This is a genomic window from Rhodococcus sp. YH3-3, from assembly GCF_001653035.1.
Lineage (GTDB): Bacteria > Actinomycetota > Actinomycetes > Mycobacteriales > Mycobacteriaceae > Rhodococcus_F > Rhodococcus_F qingshengii.
On sequence record NZ_BCWH01000003.1, the window covers coordinates 579,314 to 598,864 of the forward strand.

Below are 19,551 nucleotides of genomic sequence, written 5' to 3' on the forward strand. Positions count from 1 at the left end.
CCTGTCCGCTTTCCCGGGGACGCGAATCGACTACGACCCGAGAGAGCCGCTCGCTCCGCCCGACAGTGCGATGTCGCTGGCGCCGCGAAGAATTCGGATTGGTGGTAATGGCCCTCGGTATGCCTCGGAGCCACTGATCAGATCACCGGCAGCGTCGAACGCGATCGCCTCACCTTGTGGCTCGTCGGGAAGGGGGACGCGAATCGGGTTGGTGTTCAACGCTTTCACGACATCGCCGTCGGGAGCTGCGTACAGGTAAGCGTCGGTATACGTGCGGAGCGCTACCACCGTGCCGTCCTTGCTCACGGCGCCGCCGGTGACAGCCATCGTGCCGGCGTGGGGGACGGGCCCACCGGGTGTGAGGGTGGGAGTAAATCTGAGCTGACCTACTTTGGCCAACATGGTCGGCGAGCCCGTACTCAGATCCTGAAACTGCTGTCGCTCAGCGGTTGTGTAGACCACGCTTGCACCTAGGTAGTCCTTGGTGACGATGACGGGAACCCCGTCGCTCTGGATAAGTAGTGTCTCGGCGTCGTGCCCGCCGTCGGGATAGACCAGGGGGTAGGAGGTCGCCGCACCTGAAGCCGGATCGAGGTCGATCAGCCCGACCGACGTTCGTACCGCGTTGTTGTCGCCGATGTCTGCCAGCCACAGATGGCCGTCGGGAGTCGACGACAGATCCTCGACGTCGACACGAGGGGTGCCCACCCTGATCCAGCGCTGCACGTGGCAGTTCGAATCGAGTTCGGCGACCCGATCGTCGGAGCCGCTGTCGCCGATTGCGTACATCCCGGCCGCGGTGACGGTGAGTCCGGACAGCTCGGAAAGGCCTGCATCGGTGGGTGTGCACAGTACGTCGAAGACGCGGGCCTGTTGCGCCGCCGCAGGAACAGTGTGAACGCCGACAATCGCGGCGGCGAGAACAACCGATCCGGCAGCCCAAGCGACTGAGTGGGTGAGCGGTCGATTCCAGATCACGATGCAGTCCTCCAGGCCGAAGAATCGGGACTTAGTACCCAGAGAATACTGGACGTCCGTCTCACTTTGACAGAAACTGCAAGAAATCGCCTATGCCGAGACGTCGTGATGCGTCAGTGATTCACCGAGTGAATCCGCGTGCAGGAGGGGATACTCGACTCACCGGAGATCGGCGGCGACGAGCAGGAAGTGACGAAGCGATGGCGAAGAGTGAGTCCGACAAGCAAGGCGCAGATTCCCCGTCTCGGTTGATCGACCAGCGAATCGAGGAACTCGGAGACTGGCGGGGCGAGATGCTCGCCCGGATACGAACTCTGATCAAAGAAGTGGATCCGGATGTGGTGGAGGAATGGAAGTGGCGAGGTGTTCCCGTGTGGTATCACGCCGGACTGATCTGTACCGGTGAGACTTACAAGAGCGCAGTGAAGGTGACCTTTGCCAAAGGCGCATCACTCGACGACGCTTCAGGACTCTTCAACTCCAGCCTCGAGGGCAATACGCGACGGGCGATCGATTTCCACGAGGGCGAAGCCGTCGACGAAAAGGCGTTCAAGGCACTCGTTCACGCTGCGATTGCCCTGAACACCTCGAAGAAGTGACGCCCTGTCAGAGCTGGTGTTCAGCGAGGTCGAACGCACTGAGTAGCGTGCGGAATTTTGTACTGGTCTCTCTCAATTCGATTTCCGGGTCGGAAGTAGCGACGATGCCGCCGCCGGCGTAGGCCCGCGCCGAGAGGCCGTCTGCTGCGATCTCGGCGCAACGAATAGCAACCATCCACTCGCCGTCTCCAGTCCGGTCGCACCAGCCCACGGCACCGGCATAGAACCCACGATCGGCTTCGGTTGCGGTGATGTGCTCGCGTGCGGCGACCGTCGGTGTGCCGCAGACAGCGGGAGTCGGATGCAGCGCCATTGCGAGTTCGAGCGAGGTCAGGCTCGGGTCGATCAGGACACCTTCGATCTTGGTCCCGAGATGCCACAGTTGCGGTGTCCGAAGGATTTCCGGTGCGCTGGGTGCATTGAAGGACGTGCACAGTGGTCCGAGTATCGCGCTGATGGAGTCGACGACAAACGCGTGTTCGGCCAGATCTTTGGTCGACGCGCGGAGTTGCTCGGCATTCGCCTCGTCCTGATCCGAATTCGGATGGCGTGCAATCGAGCCCGCCAGCGGGTGGCAGGTGACGACGCCGCCTCGCCTTTCGATCAGAACCTCGGGCGTCGAACCGACCAGCGATCGCCCGCGGTACTTTCCTCCGGCGGGGGACAGGTCGACGCAGAAACCGTTGTGCGCGTGATCGAGTGCAATCAGTTTCTCGGCCAGAGCGGCGGGGAAGATCGTGGACTCGGCCTCGATGGTCAGGGAGCGTGCGAGGACAACTTTGTCGAGTTCGCCTGCTCGAAGTCGCTCGATGGCTCCGCGGACCCTGTCGGTGTGGATCTGCGGGCTGGGTTCGAATCCGGCTACCCGCGAAGTGGGTAGTGACGGGATGCTCGAGTGATATAGATCACCGCGGACTCGTGTGAAACTCAGCGGCGCGGTGAGGGCGGACGGCGTCTCCGGGGAGAACGGCAGGGCGCCGACGACCGAGTCGATGCGCCCGGTCTTGAGGGCTTCGGCAGCGTCGAAGGCCGAGTCGAATTCTTCGACTACTCCCGAAGTGCGGATCGACGTTTGCCTACGTGAGAGCAGGAAAACGGAGTCCGTTTCATCGTCAGTCCGGTTGTTGCGCAACGGGAATTCGGAGACTTCGGCGAGTGCTGACATGGACACCCTTCCAGTTCGACAGATTGCTTGTTATGTTGAGGCTAGCCTTAGTTTGGGTGAATTTGTGTTGCGAGCGCCCGGGTTGTGTACTTCCGTACCGTTATGGTTAGGCTGGCCTAAAGTCAAGGCGTGCGGACGGGGTCGACACGAGGGTTGGGTTGGCTCGATCTGAGCGCGTCGACCACTACTCGAGGAGACCGATGAGCAACACCGTGGACCGTGACCAGATCGTGCGCGACGTCGCCGAGGTTCTGTCGATGAGGGCAGAACAACTCGGCGACGACGCGGACCTGGGTGACGAAGGCCTTGACTCGGTTCGCTTGATGACGCTCGTCGAACGGTGGCGGGGAGCGGGCGCGGATGCCGACTTCGCGGAGTTGGCAGAAGAGCCCACGATCAATGCCTGGGTTCAGGTCCTGTGCCCGCAGTGAGCGAGCGCCGAATCGCCGTGGTCACCGGTGCTGCGGCGGGGATCGGCGCCGCAGTGGCCCGTACGCTTGCGCGCGACGGGTATTCGCTGGCGTTGCTCGATCGCGACGACGTCGAATTGAAGCGGGTAACTGCGGAATTGGCAGAAACAATCGTCGAAGGCGCCGATATCGAGAGTCACGTCGTGGACGTGACCGATCGGCAGGCAGTCGACGCTGCAGTGGCCTCGACGATGGACACGTTCGGCCGGATCGACGCGCTCGCGCACGTCGCCGGAATTCTCGACACCGGATCGGTGCTGGACTCCGATCCGGACCAGTGGCGGAAGATATTCGGCGTCAACGTCTTCGGATTGCTGAACGTGCTGCAAAGCGTGGGACTGGAAATGCGTCGCCGTCGGGCCGGGGCGATCGTGGTCGTCTCGTCGAACGCGGCCGGTGTCCCACGTATCGGGATGGGTGCTTACGGTTCGTCCAAAGCTGCTGCCACCATGTTGGTTCGAACCGCTGGACTGGAGCTGGCTACTGACGGCATTCGTGTCAACGTGGTCGCTCCGGGATCCACCGACACAGCGATGCAGCGGTCATTGTGGTCGGACCCTTCCGACGATTCGGGTGCCGACGCGGTCATCGAAGGCAATCTGGCGAGCTATCGCCTGGGTATTCCGCTCGGAAAACTGGCCACCGCAGACGATATCGCGGACTCGGTGCACTTCCTGCTGTCCGACCGGGCGGCCCACATCACCATGCAGGCGCTGTACGTCGACGGTGGAGCGACGCTCAAAGCGTGAGACGTATTTGCTGACAGTACTTTCGAACAGGAGTCACTTGCATGACCTCGAGGATCGCTCGCGAGCCCTTGGCACCCGTCGCACAGTATCCACCCGATTTGGTGACGCATTATCGGGAACGAGGCTATTGGACTGACGAGACGCTGGCCGGATTCGTCACGGCCGCGGCCGCACGGCATCCCGACAACGAAGCGGTGGTCGGCAGCGATGCCTCTGGCACACAGACACGGCTGACATATTCCGACCTCGATCGTTGCAGCTCGGCCGTGGCCGGAGGCCTGTCCGGCTTGGGTGTTCGCGCCGGTGACCGGGTGCTTCTGCAGCTGCCGAACATCGTGGAATACGTCGAAGCATTGTTCGGTGTGTTGAAGCTCGGCGCCCTGCCGGTATTCGGGTTGCCGGCGCATCGCCGAACCGAAATCGGATACTTCTGCCAGTTCGCTGATGTCGCTGCCTATATCGTCGCTGACCGTCATGGCGGGTTCGACTACCGCGCGCTGGCGCGTGAGGTGAACGAAGGCCTCGAGACTCCGCCTGTTGTGATCGTGGCCGGTGACCCCGAAGAGTTTGTCGGTTTCGATTCGCTGCGCGGATACGAGGTTCCCGTTCTTGCCGACGTCGATCCGTTGTCGGTCGCCTTTCTTCAGCTTTCCGGTGGCACGACCGGTGTTCCGAAGCTGATTCCGCGAACGCACGCCGACTACCTCTACTCGGTGCGAGCGTCCAACCCGATCTGTGGCGTCGACGACTCGACGCGCATGCTGGTGGTTCTTCCTGCAGCGCATAATTTTCCGATGAGTTCGCCGGGCATCCTGGGTGTTCTCCACGCGGGCGGCTCCGTGGTTCTGGCGCCGGACACCATGCCCTCCACAGCTTTCGGTCTGATCGAATCAGAGCGAGTCACGCACGCTTCCTTGGTCCCACCGATCGCGTTGGCCTGGATGGCCGCCCCCAGTAAGGCAGATCACGATCTGTCGAGCTTGCGGGTTCTCGGCGTCGGCGGAGCGAAGTTCAGCGCCGAAGCCGCTGCACGCGTACCCACGGAGCTGGGCTGCACCCTCCAGCAGGTGTTCGGGATGGCCGAGGGGCTGGTCAACTACACCCGCCTCGACGACACGCAAGAATTGATCGTCAGCACTCAGGGCCGGCCCATTTCACCCGACGACGAGGTTCGTGTGGTCGACGACGAAGGCGCGCTCGTCGCGCCCGGAACCACGGGGCACTTACTGACTCGGGGTCCGTATACGATCCGTGGCTATTACCGGGCGGATGCGCACAATGCCGAGGTCTTCGACGCCGAAGGTTTCTATCGCACCGGCGATCTGGTCAGCGTCACCGATTCAGGACATCTGATAGTCGAGGGGCGCGCAAAAGACCAGATCAACCGCGGCGGTGAGAAGGTTGCGGCCGAGGAGATCGAGAACCACCTGCTCTCGCATCCGGCTGTCCACGATGCGGCCGTCGTCGCTGTTCCCGACGAGTACCTGGGCGAACGAACCTGTGCTGTCCTGGTGATTTCCGGAAATGTGCCGACCGTCGGCGAGATCAAACGATACATACGAGGCCGAGGCGTTGCGGCGTACAAGGTTCCGGATCGAGTGGAGTTCGTGACCGAGTTCCCCGTCACCGGCGTCGGAAAGACCAGCAAGGCGGCCTTGCGCCGTGTTCTCAGCGAATCGATTGCCGCACAGACTCTGTCGAGTTGATCGGTTCCCACCCCCACATTTTCGAGGAGATTCATCATGGCGCTACCCACAGCAGTGCGATACGAGATGCCCACCGAGTTTCCGCAGAATCGGGTCGACTGGGCTCTCGATCCTTCCCGAGCGGTGTTGCTTCTGCACGACATGCAGGAATATTTCGTGAACGCGTACGACCGAAGCGTCGACCCGCTCCAAACCGTGGTTCCGAACATCGACCGGCTTCGTTCGTCGGCGCGAGCTGCCGGAATCCCGATCGTCTACACCGCGCAACCCGGTGATCAGGATCCCGAGGAGCGTGCGTTGCTGTCGGATTTCTGGGGACCGGGTCTGAAGGCAGATCCCGCTCACACCGACGTGATCGCCGAGTTGGCTCCGCATCCGGACGACGTGATGCTCACAAAATGGCGCTACAGCGCCTTCATCAAGACGGATCTGCGTGAGCGGCTGCGCGAGAGTGGGCGTGACCAGCTGATCATCACCGGAATCTATGCCCACATCGGTTGCCTGACTACCGCTTTGGACGGGTTCATGCAAGACGTGCAGATCTTCTTCGTGGGCGACGCGGTAGCCGACTTCTCCCTGGACGAGCATGTCGGTGCGCTCGAGTACGCGGCCGGGCGCTGCGCCTCGGTCACCCGAACCGACGACCTGGTCAAGGCGATGAGCGCGGAAACCGTTTCGGTGTAGGCGTGAACGGCGACGGGTGCGCCACCCGTCGCCGTATTGTCAGGTGTGTGAAGACTCTGTTGGTGGTTCACCACTCGCCCTCGCCGACAACCCACGAATTGTTGGATGCGGTCCTGGCCGGGGCTCGCGATCCCGAGATCGAGGGCGTCGAGGTGAAGGTGATGCCGGCGTTGGCGGCGACGGTGCCCGACGTCCTCGCTGCTGACGGCTATCTTTTCGGTACCACCGCCAATTTCGGTTACATGTCGGGCGCGCTGAAATACTTCTTCGACACCACGTACTACCAATGCCTCGGCGCGGTTTCGGATCGACCGTACGGCCTGTGGGTTCACGGCAACAACGACACTGCCGGTGCAGTGTCCTCGGTGCGCAAACTCGCCACCGGGCTCGGATTGGTCGCGGTGGCGGATCCGCTCGAAGTGACTGTGAGCGTGGACAAATCTGTCCGCGATGGTTGTTATGAACTGGGCGGAACCGTCGCGGCAACGCTGATGGACTAGCCTTCACTTTCTCGTTTCGATTCACGAAAGAGACTGTCCCGCAAGCGGTTGTAGAAGCGCGTGTCCTCCGATTAACGCGTCGGGAGTCGTCGGTTCTCGGGTCACCGGCGAGGCGGATTCCCCGATTCGTTGACATTTAGTTTAGGCTACCCAAAACGACGTTAGGTCACCCTTGGGTGACGTGTGTCCACAGACGAGGGGATCAGTGTGAGCGTTCTTCCAGGTTCGAACTCCGGAGCGGCGAGCGAAGCTACGTTTGCTCTCACAGGAGCTCAACTCGGGATTTGGAACGCACAGAGGCTTGATCCCGAATCTCGGAGCTACCTCGTCGGCGAGGTGCTCGAAATCTCGGGTGACGAACCGATCGACACCGAACTGCTGACAGCCGCCATCACGGCGACGATCGGTGAAGCCGAAACCATGCGGCTGCGGATGATCGAGACGGCGGACGGCCCGCGTCAGTACATCTCCGACGAGCCGGTTGGCATCATCCCGATCACCGACGTCCGTGACGAGCGCGATCCCGTAGCCGTGGCGCACGCACTGGTCGACGCCGAGCGCAGCCGGGCGTCCGAGTACTGCCGCCTGATGGTGGAGCGTCCGCTGTACACGTACTCGCTGATCAGGCTCTCCGATCGCGAGATCTGGTGCATCCAGCTCTATCACCACTTGATCGTCGACGGCTACAGCGCAGCCATGATTTCGCGTCGTGTCGCCGCGCACTACACGGCCGCGAAGAAGGGAACCGACGTCGCACCAACGCGATTCGGTTCTATGACAGATCTGGTCAGCGAGGACGAGGCGTACCGGGCTGGCGAGCAGTTCGCGGAAGATCGTGACTACTGGCGTGATGTCCTGACGCCGTTGCCCGCGTTGGACGGACGCGGCCAGCAGGTCACCGGTCCGGCGGAACGAACGATCCAGGTTCGCGAGATCATTACCGCCGACGCCCTCAACCGCCTCAAAGACGTGGCAGACGCGACGGGAACAACGTGGGCCGAGGCACTGATCGCCTGCTACGGCGCGTTTCTCCACCGACTGCTCGGCGAGACGGATGTTGTCATCGCGATGCCACTCATGGCGCGCGTAGGTCGCACGGCACTCAAGACGCCGGCCATGGCAGTCAACGTTCTGCCTCTCCGGTTGACGATTCGCAGCCACGATCGACTCGGTGACCTGAGCAAGCAGGTGGCCGCCACGATGAAAAGCCTGCGCGCACACCAGCGCTACCGCGGTGAGAATCTTGCTCGGGACCTGGGCGTCGCCGGAACCGGCGCACTGCTTCACGGGATCGGAATCAATCTCAAGGCTTTCGACTTCGCCCTCGATTTCGCCGGCGCTGTGGGTGTACTGCGAAACGTCGCCGGGGGACCGCCGGAGGACCTGGGTTTGACGGTGACGCCCATTGCGGACGGCGAAGTTCTACTCGGATTCGAAGTGGACGCGCGTACCAATACTCGGGAATCGGTTCAGCGTCGCCTCGCCGGTTTCGTCAGCATCGTCAACGCGATGGTCGGGGAGGGAGATCCTGCCGTCGGTCAGGTGGAGATGATGCCTGCGGCCGAAGCCGCGCGGATTCTCGCCGGCCGCGAAACTGCACCGCTGCCCGGCTCGGTCGAACTCGTTCCCGACGTGTTCGACCGCATCGTTGTCGAGCACGCGGATGACACAGTCCTCGTGTGCGGTGACGAACGTTTGACAGGCGCAGAACTCGGTGGCCGCGTCCACAAGCTCGCCCGGTTGCTTCGGGCCCGCGATGTCGGCCCGGACGACATTGTCGGACTTGCGCTTCCGCGTACTTCCGAGATGGTGGTGGCTCTGCTCGCGACATTGAACGCGGGCGCAGCGTACGTGGCCCTGGATCCGCAGCACCCGGCCGAGCGGTTGCGAGATCTGATCGACGACGCGCAGCCGAAGGTCGTGATCACCACTTCCACTCTGGCCGAGCAACTCGTCGGAGGTTCTCGGCCCGACCCCCTCGTCATCGATTCCGACGCAGTCCGCGAAGAACTCCGTGCTAATTCCGAGCTTCCACTCGAACTCGGTGAACTGGCGACAGCACGGCATGGTGATCACCTGGCGTATGTCATCTACACCTCGGGATCGACAGGCAAGCCCAAGGGTGTGCTGGTCAGAGGCGGTGGATTGGCGCACCTGCTTCACCACCATCGCGCCACCATCTACCGGGACACCGCCGAGCGCGTCGGGAACCGTCAACTGCACACCGCGCACACAGCGTCGTTCGCCTTCGATGCGTCTCTCGATCAACTGTTGTGGCTGCTGTGTGGTCATCGTGTGCACGTATACGACGAGGAACTGCAGAAGGACGCGGTTGCTCTGGTCGCGGCGTTCGAGCGAGATTGCGTCGACGTGGTCGACACGACGCCGTCGATGGCGGCAGCGATGGTGGACAACGGGTTGCTGCGTACGCAACGGTTGCAGCTCCTCGTCGTGGGTGGCGAGGCGGCACCGCCCGCACTGTGGGACGCGATCATCGAATCCGGTGTTCCGGCTCGAAACCTGTACGGCCCCACAGAAACGACGGTCGACGCGATCGTGACCACGGTCGAAGGTGCCGGACCGCGTATCGGGTACCCCCTCGCGGGTACCCGTGCGTACCTTCTCGACAGCGCGCTCGAGCCGGTCGCCGACGGTGAACGAGGTGAGCTCTACCTGGCGGGACCGCAAATGGCCAGGGGCTACCTCGGCCGCGCCGGCGCGACCTCCGAGCGTTTTGTCGCAGATCCTTTCGGGGCTCCGGGAGATCTGATGTACCGCGCCGGGGACGTGGCGCGGTGGGTGCCGGGGCGGGGCTACGACTTCATCGGTCGCAGCGACAAGCAGGTGAAGATTCGCGGACATCGAGTCGAGTTGAGCGAGGTCGAGGCTGTTCTCGGATCGGTACCCGGAATCGGCGCGGCTGCTGCGTTGATCCGCACGGATGGGGGACGGCCCAGCCTCGTCGGCTACGTTGTAGCCGCCGCCGGCGCGGCGCTTCCGCCGCAGGAAGAATTGCGCCGTGACCTCGCCGGTCGCGTACCGGATCATCTCGTTCCCGCCGCAATCGTCGTTCTGGACGAACTACCCGTCACGGTGAACGGAAAGCTCGATCGTGCGGCACTACCAGCCCCGGCTGCCGAATCGGCAGGTCGCGCCGCATCCACACCGAGCGAGGAAATCCTCTGTGACGTGGTGGCCGAGGTGCTCGGCCGCGAACGCGTCGGCGTGGACGAGGACTTCTTCGGCCTCGGTGGTGACAGCATCACGGCAATCAGTGTCAGCAGTCGCCTGCGGGTGCGCGGACTAATCGTTGCTCCCAAAGAACTACTGGCACAGCGAGATCTGGGAACCATCGCCGCTGCGGCACGTGAGATTGCCGATGACGCCGACGCCGTAGCCTCGGTTGCGGACGTGGCCACCGGCACCGTGATCGCCCCGCCGATCGTTCGAGCACTGATCGAAAAAAATTCGGCAGACGAGGCAATCGCGGGCTATGCGCAGTGGACCGCAGTGCGCATCGACGACAGCCTTTCACTGGGTGACCTGCAGTCCGGCGTGCAGACGATCCTCGATCACCATGACGCTCTACGCCTGCTCCTGCGCCGTGACAACGACAGCGGCACTACCGAATTGATCGTCCGGGACGCCGGTGCAGTGCGCAGCGAGGGACTCGTTCGCGAGGTGTCCGACACCTCCGAGCCGTCCCGGATCAGAGAGCTCGCGGAGGCGTCGGCGGCGAGTCTCGACCCACGCGCCGGTGAACTCCTGCGAGTCGTACTGGTCAATACCGAGGCCGGTCGACCCGACCAATTGATCGTCGTGGCTCACCATTTGATCGTCGACGGTGTGTCCTGGCGAATTCTGCTTCCAGACCTCCGCGAAGCTACCGATGCAGCGCGCGAGCGTAGGTCGGCCCGGTTGGCTGCAGGCGGAAGTTCGTGGCGTCGATACGCAGGGTTGCTCGCGGAATTCGGGGCCTCTGGCAGCAGGGCGTCAGAGCTCGAGTACTGGAAGTCCGCGTCGGTACAGGCGGACGACGAGGCGATCGGCAGTCGTCGTCTCGACCCGAAGATCGACGTGACCGCAACCGCCACTCGCACGACAACTGTTGCGCCCCCGGCCGTCACGGACGCGCTGTTGACCACGCTTCCGGCGGCGTATCGAGCCAAGACCGACGAAGTGCTTCTCGCGGGATTGATGCTTGCCTTGCGCTCATGGCAGCACAGTCGCGGCCTGACTGGGCTGCCCGCGCAGACAGTTACCGTCGAAGGTCATGGCCGCGACGCGCTCACCAGCGACACCGACTTCGCCGGAACCATCGGGTGGTTCACCAGTGAGTTCCCCGTTCGGGTTCCCACCGATGCACTGCTCACCGCAGACGATCTTGCCGACGCACTGAGCGGCGGAGCAGCTGCCGGGCATCTGCTTCGTGCGGTGAAGGAAGCAAAACGCGCCGTACCCGGAGGTGGAGTTGGCTACGGAGTTCTGCGGCATCTGGATCGCGACACCGCACCTGACCTTTCCGCGTGCGCTACACCTGAACTGTTGCTCAACTATCTCGGCCGCTTCCCGTCCCTACCCGGAACCGGATGGCGATTGCCGGAGCAGGATCCATTCGCGGTCATCGAACCGGCGAGCAAGGCAATGTCGGAAGTGCTGGCGCTCAACGCATTTGTCCGTGAGGACGGATCACCGACGCTGGCAGTCGAATGGACTGCGGCGGGTTCAGTGCTCGACGCCGCGACGATCGTCGAGCTGCAAGAGCATTGGGAACGTGCGCTCGCTGCCCTGACCGCGCATGCCGCGCTCTTCGAGGGTGGTTTGACGCCTTCCGATTGCTCGGCGACGATCTTCGGCCAGGGCGCGGTGGTCGATCAGGCCGGGATCAACGAACTCGAAGCCGTCCACGGACCGCTTGCCGACGTCCTTCCGCTCTCGCCGCTACAAGAAGGTCTCCTGTTCCATGCGGTCCGTGACGGAGCCGCAGACGTCTACACGCTCACTGCACGCTTCGACCTCTCCGGGCCACTGGACGAGGCGAAGTTGGCCGACGCGTTCGAGACCGTGATCGACAGGCACCCGAACCTTCGCGCAGCTTTTCACTACGAGCAGTTCGAACGGCCCGTTCAGATCATTCCGCGCGGCGCAAAAGTCGAGTGGCGTTCGGTCGATCTGACCTCCGTTCCAGCTGACACTGCATTCCGCTCTGCAGATCAGCTCGAGGACGAGGCCGCCAAGCATGTCTTCGACGTCAGTACACCGCCTCTGCTGCGTGCACTACTGGTTCGGCTGCCCGGCGGGGTGCACCGTTTGGTCCTCAACGCTCACCACCTGCTCACCGACGGTTGGTCGACTCCGATCGTCCTGCGCGAGCTGATGAACGTCTACCACGACGGCGACAGCCGCCTCCCTGCGCCGACGCCGTATCGCGACTACTTGGCATGGATCGCCGGCCGCGATCAGGACTCTGCCCGCGCAGCGTGGAGCGAGCGTTTGCGTGGGCTCACCGCGCCGACTCTCGTTGCCGACGCCGGAGCGCCGCGAAGTGTGCCCGTCGCGCTCGAGGTTCCTCTCGCGACATCGGACGCCGAAGCGCTGATCGAACTCGGCCGTGCGCGAGCGCTGACGGTCAACACCCTGGTTCAGGGTGCGTGGGCAGCAGCGCTCGCCGAAGCGACAGGACAGTGGGACGTCGTGTTCGGGGCCACGGTGTCCGGCCGACCTGCCGAACTCTCGGGGGTGGAGGGAATGGTCGGGTTGTTCAGCAACACGATTCCGGCCCGCCTCGACATCGTCGCGCACCGGCCTTTGCTCGATCAGTTCGTCGATCTCCAGAACGCCCAATTCGACATCGTGGACGTCGAACACACCAGTTTGGCCGAGATCGAACGCATCGCCGGAATCGGGCAACTGTTCGACACGCTCCTGGTGTTCGAGAACTTCCCGAACTCCGGTGCAGGACAGCCTGCATCGCACACACTGCGGGTCGAGGGATTCACCAACCGCGGAGTCACGCACTATCCGATGACGTTGATGGCGCCGCCGAGCACCGGTCTGGATCTGGTTCTGTACCACGATCCGGCAGTTGTCTCCGACGCCACGGCGCAGCGAATGGTCACACGGCTCGCGGAGATCCTGCGTGGGTTGCTGACCGAGCCGACAGCTCCCGCATCCGCGGTGCTCACGGTAGTCCGACAGGCAGCGTCCGTTGCCGATGCGGTGTCTGCCGCGAAAAATGTCGCTGTCACGAAAAAGGTGGCCGCGTCCGATCCTGCGATCGATGTCGATCCCGCGGTCGTTGATGCAGTGTGCGCCTGTGTCGAAACGGTGTTGGAGATTCCCGACGTCGATCCGGGTGACAATTTCTTCACTCTCGGCGGTCACTCGCTCACTGCGATGCGGTTGGTGGGAAGCCTGCGCAAGCTGGGAATTCGCGTCGTCGTCTCGGATGTCTTCGACACCCCGACCCCCCTCGGTCTTGCCATGGCCGCACGCGTCGATCGGACGAAGTTCTCGCCGGATTCGGTCGTTGGCGTCGATCGACCCGTCGTGACCGTGGCGACGTTCCGCGCCCCGGCGGTGGCGGGAAATCCTGATCACGAGCGTTACTGGGTTCGCACGCTCGCGGACCTGCCCCTCGAAACGGACCTTCCGTATGACCGCCCGCGCGGCGAAGAGTACCGCCCGCACACCTACCTCCGTCAGCTACGCGATGCCCGGTTCGGTGACGAACCAGGATTCGACGCGGTGCTGTTGGCCGCCGTGGCGGCGACGCTGAACAGCTTCGGCGGTGGTCGGGACCTTGCGGTCGGACTGGTCTCGGAAGGGACTGACACCCTGATTCGGGTCGACCTGTCCGGTCGGCCGAGAATTGCCGATGTCGTTCGGCGAGTCGAAAACGCTGTCTCCGAGGCACTTGCGCATTCCGATGTCAGCCTCGACCGAATCGCCGATCTACTCGTGCGTCCGACGAGCAGCCTGTTCGCTGCCCGTGTCGGTCACTCGCCCGGAAAGAACGTCGACCTCGAATTCGTCCGAACCGCAACAGAACTTCGATTGACGGTTGATGCCGGGCTGTTCGACGCCGCGACTGCGGACGCATTGCTCGACGGTGTGATCGCGGTCCTCGGTCACGAAATCAGCACTGTCGTCGCGGATCTGCGACTGGCGGAAAACAAGCCGGATCGCGACCCGGGCCGACGCGCGACGCCGCCGTCGGGGATCTCGCAGTTGTTCGCTCGACACGTCAGCCGCCACCCCGACGACATCGCGGTGATCTCCGGCGAGGTCGGAATTACCTACGGGGAACTGTCGGCGCGCGTCGACGAGCTGGCCCGCGAACTTCTCGCGGTCGGCGCCGGACCCGAGAAGGTAGTCGCCGTCGCGCTGGATCGAAATGCGGATCTGGTGGCCGGACTGCTCGCGGTACTCCGCATCGGCGCTGCGTACCTGCCACTCGACGTCCATTACCCGACTGAGCGGCTCGAGTTCATGATCGAGGACGCGGCTCCGGTGTGTGTCCTGACCAGTATCGACAGCGCCGGGCAACTTCCGTTGACGGTCGCCACGAGTGTCTTCGTGGACGGTGAGTTCACCAACTCGGGTGTCGTGCTTCCTCCGCCGCCCGCGGCGGGTGATCACCTCGCCTACATGATCCACACCTCCGGTTCGACGGGTCGCCCCAAGGGCGTGATGGTCTCGACGGGCAACCTCGCAGCCTTCGCGGACACGGTACTCGAGGATTGCTGGATCAGGCCGGGCGATCGCATCGTCGCGGTGACAACGGTGTCGTTCGACATCGCGGCACTCGAGTTGCTGTGCCCGCTCGCGGCGGGCGCGACTGTCGTGATCGCAGACCGCAGGACGGTTCGCGACCCGGATGCGTTGTCGGCGTTGATCATCGCAAGCGATGCGACAGTGATGCAGGCAACGCCGGCGCTGTGGCGAGTGGTCACCGAACACGAGAACGCAGTCGGACTCGCCATGGTGCGAGCCCTGGTGGGAGGGGAAGCCCTCCCGCAGGATCTGGCCGACGATCTGGTGGCCAACGCTGCTTCGGTCCGGAATGTCTATGGACCCACCGAGGCCACGGTGTGGGCGACATCTTCGGTCATCACGACCGGCGACCGAGTCACGATCGGTCAGCCCTGGACCGATGTGCACGTGCGAATCCTCGACGACGACCTGCGTGAGGTTCCGGAAGGCGTTGCGGGCGAGCTGTATCTGGGCGGTGCGCAGGTGGTCCGCGGATACCTGAACCGCCCCGATCTGACCGTCGCTCGGTTCGTCGCCGATCCTTCTCTGCCGGGGGCACGCCTCTACCGCACCGGCGATCTGGTCCGACGCCGGCGAGGGGTTTTGCACTTCCTTCGTCGTGCTGACGATCAGGTGAAGGTTCGTGGTTTCCGCATCGAGCTCGGCGAGGTCGAAGGCGCGCTCGGATCGGTGGCAGGTGTGTTCCGCGCGGCAGCCACCGTTCGCGTCGATGCGGCGGGTACCGGAAGTCTGCACGGATATGTGGTTCCCGAAGGTGCAACCACGCTCGATTCGGTACTGGTGCGCAAGGAGATTGCGCGGCTCCTACCCGAACACATGGTGCCGCAGACCATCACGGTGCTCGAAGCACTACCACTCACCCTCAACGGCAAGGTGGACCGGAAGGCATTGCCCGACACCGCGCCGGATCGTGTGCCGAGCCCACTCGTAGCCGTCGATGCGGATCGTCGGGCACGGCTCGAGTCGCTGAGCCCGGGCTGGCAGGACGTGCTGCCACTCGGTCCCTTGCAGGAAGGCATGTACTTCCAGTCGGTTCTCGACGGCGCCGGCGGCACGGATGTCTATCACATGCAGCCGCGATTCGAGTTCTCCGCCGATGCCGCCGTCGACGTTCGCTCAATCCGAGCAGCGGGGGATGCGCTCTTGCGGCGCTATCCGAACCTGCGGGCCGGCTTCACACACGCCGGTTTCGACGCTCCGGTGCAGTTCGTGCCCAGGGCAGCCGAAATGCCTTTCCGCGAAATCGATCTGAGCGCAGTCGCACCCGAGGACTTGGATATCGAGGTCCGCGCCGTCGACGAGGCTGAATTCGGCAGGCTGTTCGACTTGAGTGCGCCGCCACTCATTCGAATGGTGTTGGTCTGGTTGCCAGGTGGGGGAGCGCACCTCGTCTTCACTCAGCACCACCTGCTGACCGACGGTTGGTCGCAGACCTTGATGTACGCGGAGTTGTTTGCGCTCTACGAGTTTGCTCGCACACACGGCACGGACCCGGTTGGACTCGACGGCGCGCTCGACAAGCCTGCGGACTTCCGTGATCACCTGCGATGGATCGCCGAAGCGGATCGCACGGACGCCATCTCGTCCTGGAAGGACTACCTCGCGGATCTCGAGCAACCCACACTCGTGGGTGGTACGGGATCAGGCGGGCGCGCTCCGTTGCCGGTGTTCACCCGGGTTCAGCTCGAACAGAGCATCACCGAGCACGTACGCGAGCTGGCCAGACGTAGCGGAGTGACGCTGTCCACCGTCGTCTCTGCGGCGTGGGGCCTGGCATTGCGCGCCGTGACGGGGCGTGACGACGTGGTCTTCGGATCGACGGTTTCGGGACGTTCACCCGAGGTCGAGGGCGCCGACCGCATGGTGGGCTTGGCGCTCAACACCATTCCCGTGCGTGTCCGGGTCCGGCCAGGCGAGGAGATCTCGGCGTTGCTCGGACGCCTGTTCAGTGAACAAGGTTCGCTGCTGGGGCATCACCATCTCGGGCTCGGCGACGTGCAGCGAAGTGCAGGGTTCGCCACGCTCTTCGACACGCTCTACGTTTTCCGCAACACCCCTCGCGACGAACAGGCACGTCGAGACACGTTCGGTCGCAGTGGAATCGTCGGGTTCGATGCGGTGGACGGCACGCACTATGCGCTCACGCTCGACGTGGATCCGGGTGTCGGGGACGCGGCGATGGCGCTCACACTCGAAAACCGTCCTGACCTGATTCCGCACGACGTGGCTCAGGACATCCTGTCCCGCACCATCACGATTCTCGAAGTGATGGCGAATTCCGACACCGCCACGGTGGCGGACACGGCGGTTCCGCTTTCGCGCACCCCCGCGGAATTCGCTTCGGAGCACGTCGTGATGCCACGGCCGGACCAGGCCGGCGGTAGCGTGGACGCACTACTGCGCGAAAGGGCAGCGGCAACTCCGGACGAGACGGCGCTGGTCTTCGGAGACGTCACACTGAGCGCAGCCGAGATGAACTCTCGGGTGGACAGACTGGCACGGATACTCGCGTCGGCGCTGGGGCAGTCGGTACCAGGCGGGGGACCGACCCGTGTTGTCGCGCTCGCACTTCCGCGTACTGCCGATCACGTCGTCGCAATCTTCGCCGTCATGAGAACCGGAGCGGCCTACCTTCCCTTGGATCTGGCTCACCCGCCGGCACGCCTGCGCGAACTCATCCTCGACAGCGATGCGGCGCTGGTAGTCACCACGACTCAGACGCGTGACCTCGTAGTTCCCGATGGACAGGCATGTCTGGTACTCGACGACCCGGACGTGGCCGGGGTACTCGACGGGCAGTCTTCGGCACCAGTTGTCGACGAGGCTGCGGTCTGCGGGCCGACCTCACCGGACCAGCCTGCCTACGTCATCTACACCTCGGGCAGTACCGGAAAACCCAAGGGCGTCGTGGTGGGTCACCGCGGGTTGACGACGATGTATCACAATCACAAGGCCGAGATATTCACTCCGACCGAAAACAGTGTGGGTGGCCGACGTCTGCGCATCGCGCATACAGTCTCGTTCTCGTTCGACATGTCGTGGGAGGAACTGTTCTGGTTGCTCGCGGGGCACGAAGTTCACGTGATCGACGAGCAGGCGCGACTGGACCCCGCGTCTCTGGTGAAGCATTACCGCGAAGTCGGTATCGACGTCGTGAATGTAACCCCCTCGTATGCCAGGGAACTGATGGCCGCCGGTCTCCTCGACGGTGAGCGGACGCCGGTGTTGGTGATGCTCGGCGGAGAAGCTGTACCTGCCGAGTTGTGGTCGCGATTGCGCGATCAGGACGGTGTCGACGGGTACGACCTTTACGGGCCGACGGAGTTCACGATCAACGCGATGGGATCCCCGGTTCAGGGGAGCGAGACACCCTGCTTGGGTCGTCCGATTCTGAACGCGTCTGCGCGGGTACTCGATTCGGGTCTGCGGGAGGTACCGATCGGAGCGGCGGGCGAGCTGTACATGTCCGGAGACGGAACGGCGATGGGTTACCTTCACCGGACCGCGTTGACCTCCGCTGTGTTCGTTGCTGATCCCTACTCCGTCGGCAAGCGCATGTACCGCACGGGTGACGTTGTACTGCGTCGCCGCGACGGCGAACTCGAATATCTGGGTCGCGCAGACCATCAGGTCAAGATCCGAGGCATTCGGATCGAATTGGGTGAAGTCGAATCCGCGCTGGCGTCGTTGCCGGGAGTGTTGAGAGCGGCAGCGTCAGTCCGTAGCGAAGGCGGTGCGCCGCCGCGACTGGTCGGCTACGTCATCGAAGAACCCGGCGCTGATCCAGTCGATCTGCGAGCTGCGTTGCGGGAAAGCGTACCGGCACACCTGGTTCCGTCGGACATCGTCGTCGTGGATTCGATCCCGTTGACGCCCAACGGAAAACTGGACCGCGGTGCGTTGCCGGCACCCCCCGCCCGAGCAGCGGCCCGAGCACCGCGAACCGAGATGGAAAGGCAACTGTGCCAGGTCTTTGCGCGGGTACTCGGCGTCGAGGCAGTCGATCCCGAAGAGAGTTTCTTCGATCTCGGCGGCGACTCGCTGCGAGCTATGCGACTGGTGGGGGAGATGGAGCACGACCTGTCGGTGAGCGTCGGTGTGGGAACGCTGATGGCCCGTCCGACAGTTGCAGAACTTGCAGTACACCTTGACGAGTCGGCGTCCGAAATCGATCTGAGTCGCGATCGCCTCCTGACACTGCGAGCCGAAGGCAGCGGAGAACCACTGTTCTGCGTGCATCCGGCCGGTGGATTCGCTTGGCCCTTTGCGCCTTTGGCCGGTGTTCTCGAGGCCGACCGTCCACTGTTCGGCCTGCAACTGCCCACAGTTGCCGGGGAGCCACTCGAACCGACGAACGTGGACCAACTGGCAGCGATGTACGTCGACACGATTCGCGGCGTGCAACCGAGCGGGCCGTACCACCTGCTCGGCTACTCGTTCGGTGGCAACGTCGTTGCCGCGATGGCGGCTCAGCTGGTCGATATCGGCGAGACAGTGGAGTTCGCCGGTCTGATCGATACTCATCCACTGGGAGATCGTGACGATCACGGTCGCGACGATGCCGACGACCGAGATCTGGCCGCCGCCCTGCCACCCGAGATCCTCACTCAGACACCGGGACTGGTCGACGCTGTTCGGGCGGGTTTTGATGCCACTCGTTTGCTCGTGGCCAGCTCGACCGACACAACCTACGACGGACCGGTTACTCTGATCACCGCCGACGCCGAGGCGTCCGGACAGCTGCTGGCCGATCGCTGGCGCAGAGTCCGCGGGGACCGGGACATGGCAGTACACCATCTGCCGTACGACCACGCCGGATTGGTGACCCCAGCCGGGTGGGCGGCGATTGCCCCGCTGCTCGACAGCCATTTGTCGAAACGCACGGCCACATAGTTCGAAAACCACACAGTTGAAACACAATGGG

At 63.7% G+C, this 19,551-nt stretch carries 9 protein-coding genes; 7 read left to right on the top strand and 2 right to left on the bottom strand.

All coding sequences use genetic code 11. From position 1 onward, the window contains the following. Positions 1–30: 30 nt before the first annotated feature. Positions 31–978, bottom strand: coding sequence for a hypothetical protein (locus tag YH3_RS27990; protein ID WP_064444511.1), 948 nt, complete (start codon positions 976–978; stop codon positions 31–33). Between the two features lie 200 nt (positions 979–1,178). Between YH3_RS27990 and YH3_RS27995 the strand changes: the two genes are divergently transcribed. Further along, entirely contained in the window at positions 1,179–1,577 is a 399-nt protein-coding gene (locus tag YH3_RS27995; RefSeq protein ID WP_064444512.1) for a DUF1801 domain-containing protein, read from the top strand. 7 nt (positions 1,578–1,584) lie between these two features. On the opposite strand, the gene YH3_RS28000 is transcribed toward YH3_RS27995, so the two are convergent. Continuing rightward, complete coding sequence (locus tag YH3_RS28000; RefSeq protein ID WP_082920694.1) at positions 1,585–2,742, bottom strand: isochorismate synthase MenF; 1,158 nt, start codon at positions 2,740–2,742, stop codon at positions 1,585–1,587. 200 nt (positions 2,743–2,942) lie between these two features. Here YH3_RS28000 and YH3_RS28005 point away from each other — a divergent pair, with 200 nt between their 5' ends. From YH3_RS28005 to YH3_RS28030, 6 genes are all read left to right on the top strand, one after another. Continuing rightward, a complete protein-coding gene (locus YH3_RS28005; RefSeq protein WP_003942230.1) occupies positions 2,943–3,173 on the top strand; it encodes a phosphopantetheine-binding protein in 231 nt (76 codons plus the stop codon). Further along, positions 3,161–3,961 carry a 2,3-dihydro-2,3-dihydroxybenzoate dehydrogenase gene (locus YH3_RS28010; protein WP_003942103.1) on the top strand — a complete coding sequence of 267 codons (801 nt, stop codon included), beginning with the start codon at positions 3,161–3,163 and terminating at the stop codon, positions 3,959–3,961. The genes YH3_RS28005 and YH3_RS28010 overlap by 13 nt, the downstream gene beginning before the upstream one ends. Positions 3,962–4,002: 41 nt before the next feature. Further along, positions 4,003–5,667 carry a (2,3-dihydroxybenzoyl)adenylate synthase gene (locus YH3_RS28015; protein ID WP_064444513.1) on the top strand — a complete coding sequence of 555 codons (1,665 nt, stop codon included), beginning with the start codon at positions 4,003–4,005 and terminating at the stop codon, positions 5,665–5,667. 36 nt (positions 5,668–5,703) lie between these two features. Continuing rightward, entirely contained in the window at positions 5,704–6,351 is a 648-nt protein-coding gene (locus YH3_RS28020; protein ID WP_064444514.1) for an isochorismatase family protein, read from the top strand. A 47-nt stretch (positions 6,352–6,398) separates the two neighbouring features. Next, a complete protein-coding gene (locus tag YH3_RS28025) occupies positions 6,399–6,851 on the top strand; it encodes a flavodoxin family protein (RefSeq protein ID WP_003942217.1) in 453 nt (150 codons plus the stop codon). A gap of 207 nt (positions 6,852–7,058) precedes the next feature. Next, positions 7,059–19,520: a non-ribosomal peptide synthetase gene (locus YH3_RS28030; protein ID WP_238592717.1), complete on the top strand. Its 12,462-nt coding sequence runs from the start codon at positions 7,059–7,061 to the stop codon at positions 19,518–19,520. Positions 19,521–19,551 lie beyond the last annotated feature (31 nt).

Bases quoted from the DNA above. Each gene is read 5' to 3' on its own strand.
- YH3_RS27995 (WP_064444512.1), top strand. From the start codon at position 1,179: ATGGCGAAGAGTGAGTCCGACAAGCAAGGCGCAGATTCCCCGTCTCGG.
- YH3_RS28000 (WP_082920694.1), bottom strand. From the start codon at position 2,742: ATGTCAGCACTCGCCGAAGTCTCCGAATTCCCGTTGCGCAACAACCGG.
- YH3_RS28020 (WP_064444514.1), top strand. From the start codon at position 5,704: ATGGCGCTACCCACAGCAGTGCGATACGAGATGCCCACCGAGTTTCCG.
- YH3_RS28005 (WP_003942230.1), top strand. From the start codon at position 2,943: ATGAGCAACACCGTGGACCGTGACCAGATCGTGCGCGACGTCGCCGAG.
- YH3_RS28015 (WP_064444513.1), top strand. From the start codon at position 4,003: ATGACCTCGAGGATCGCTCGCGAGCCCTTGGCACCCGTCGCACAGTAT.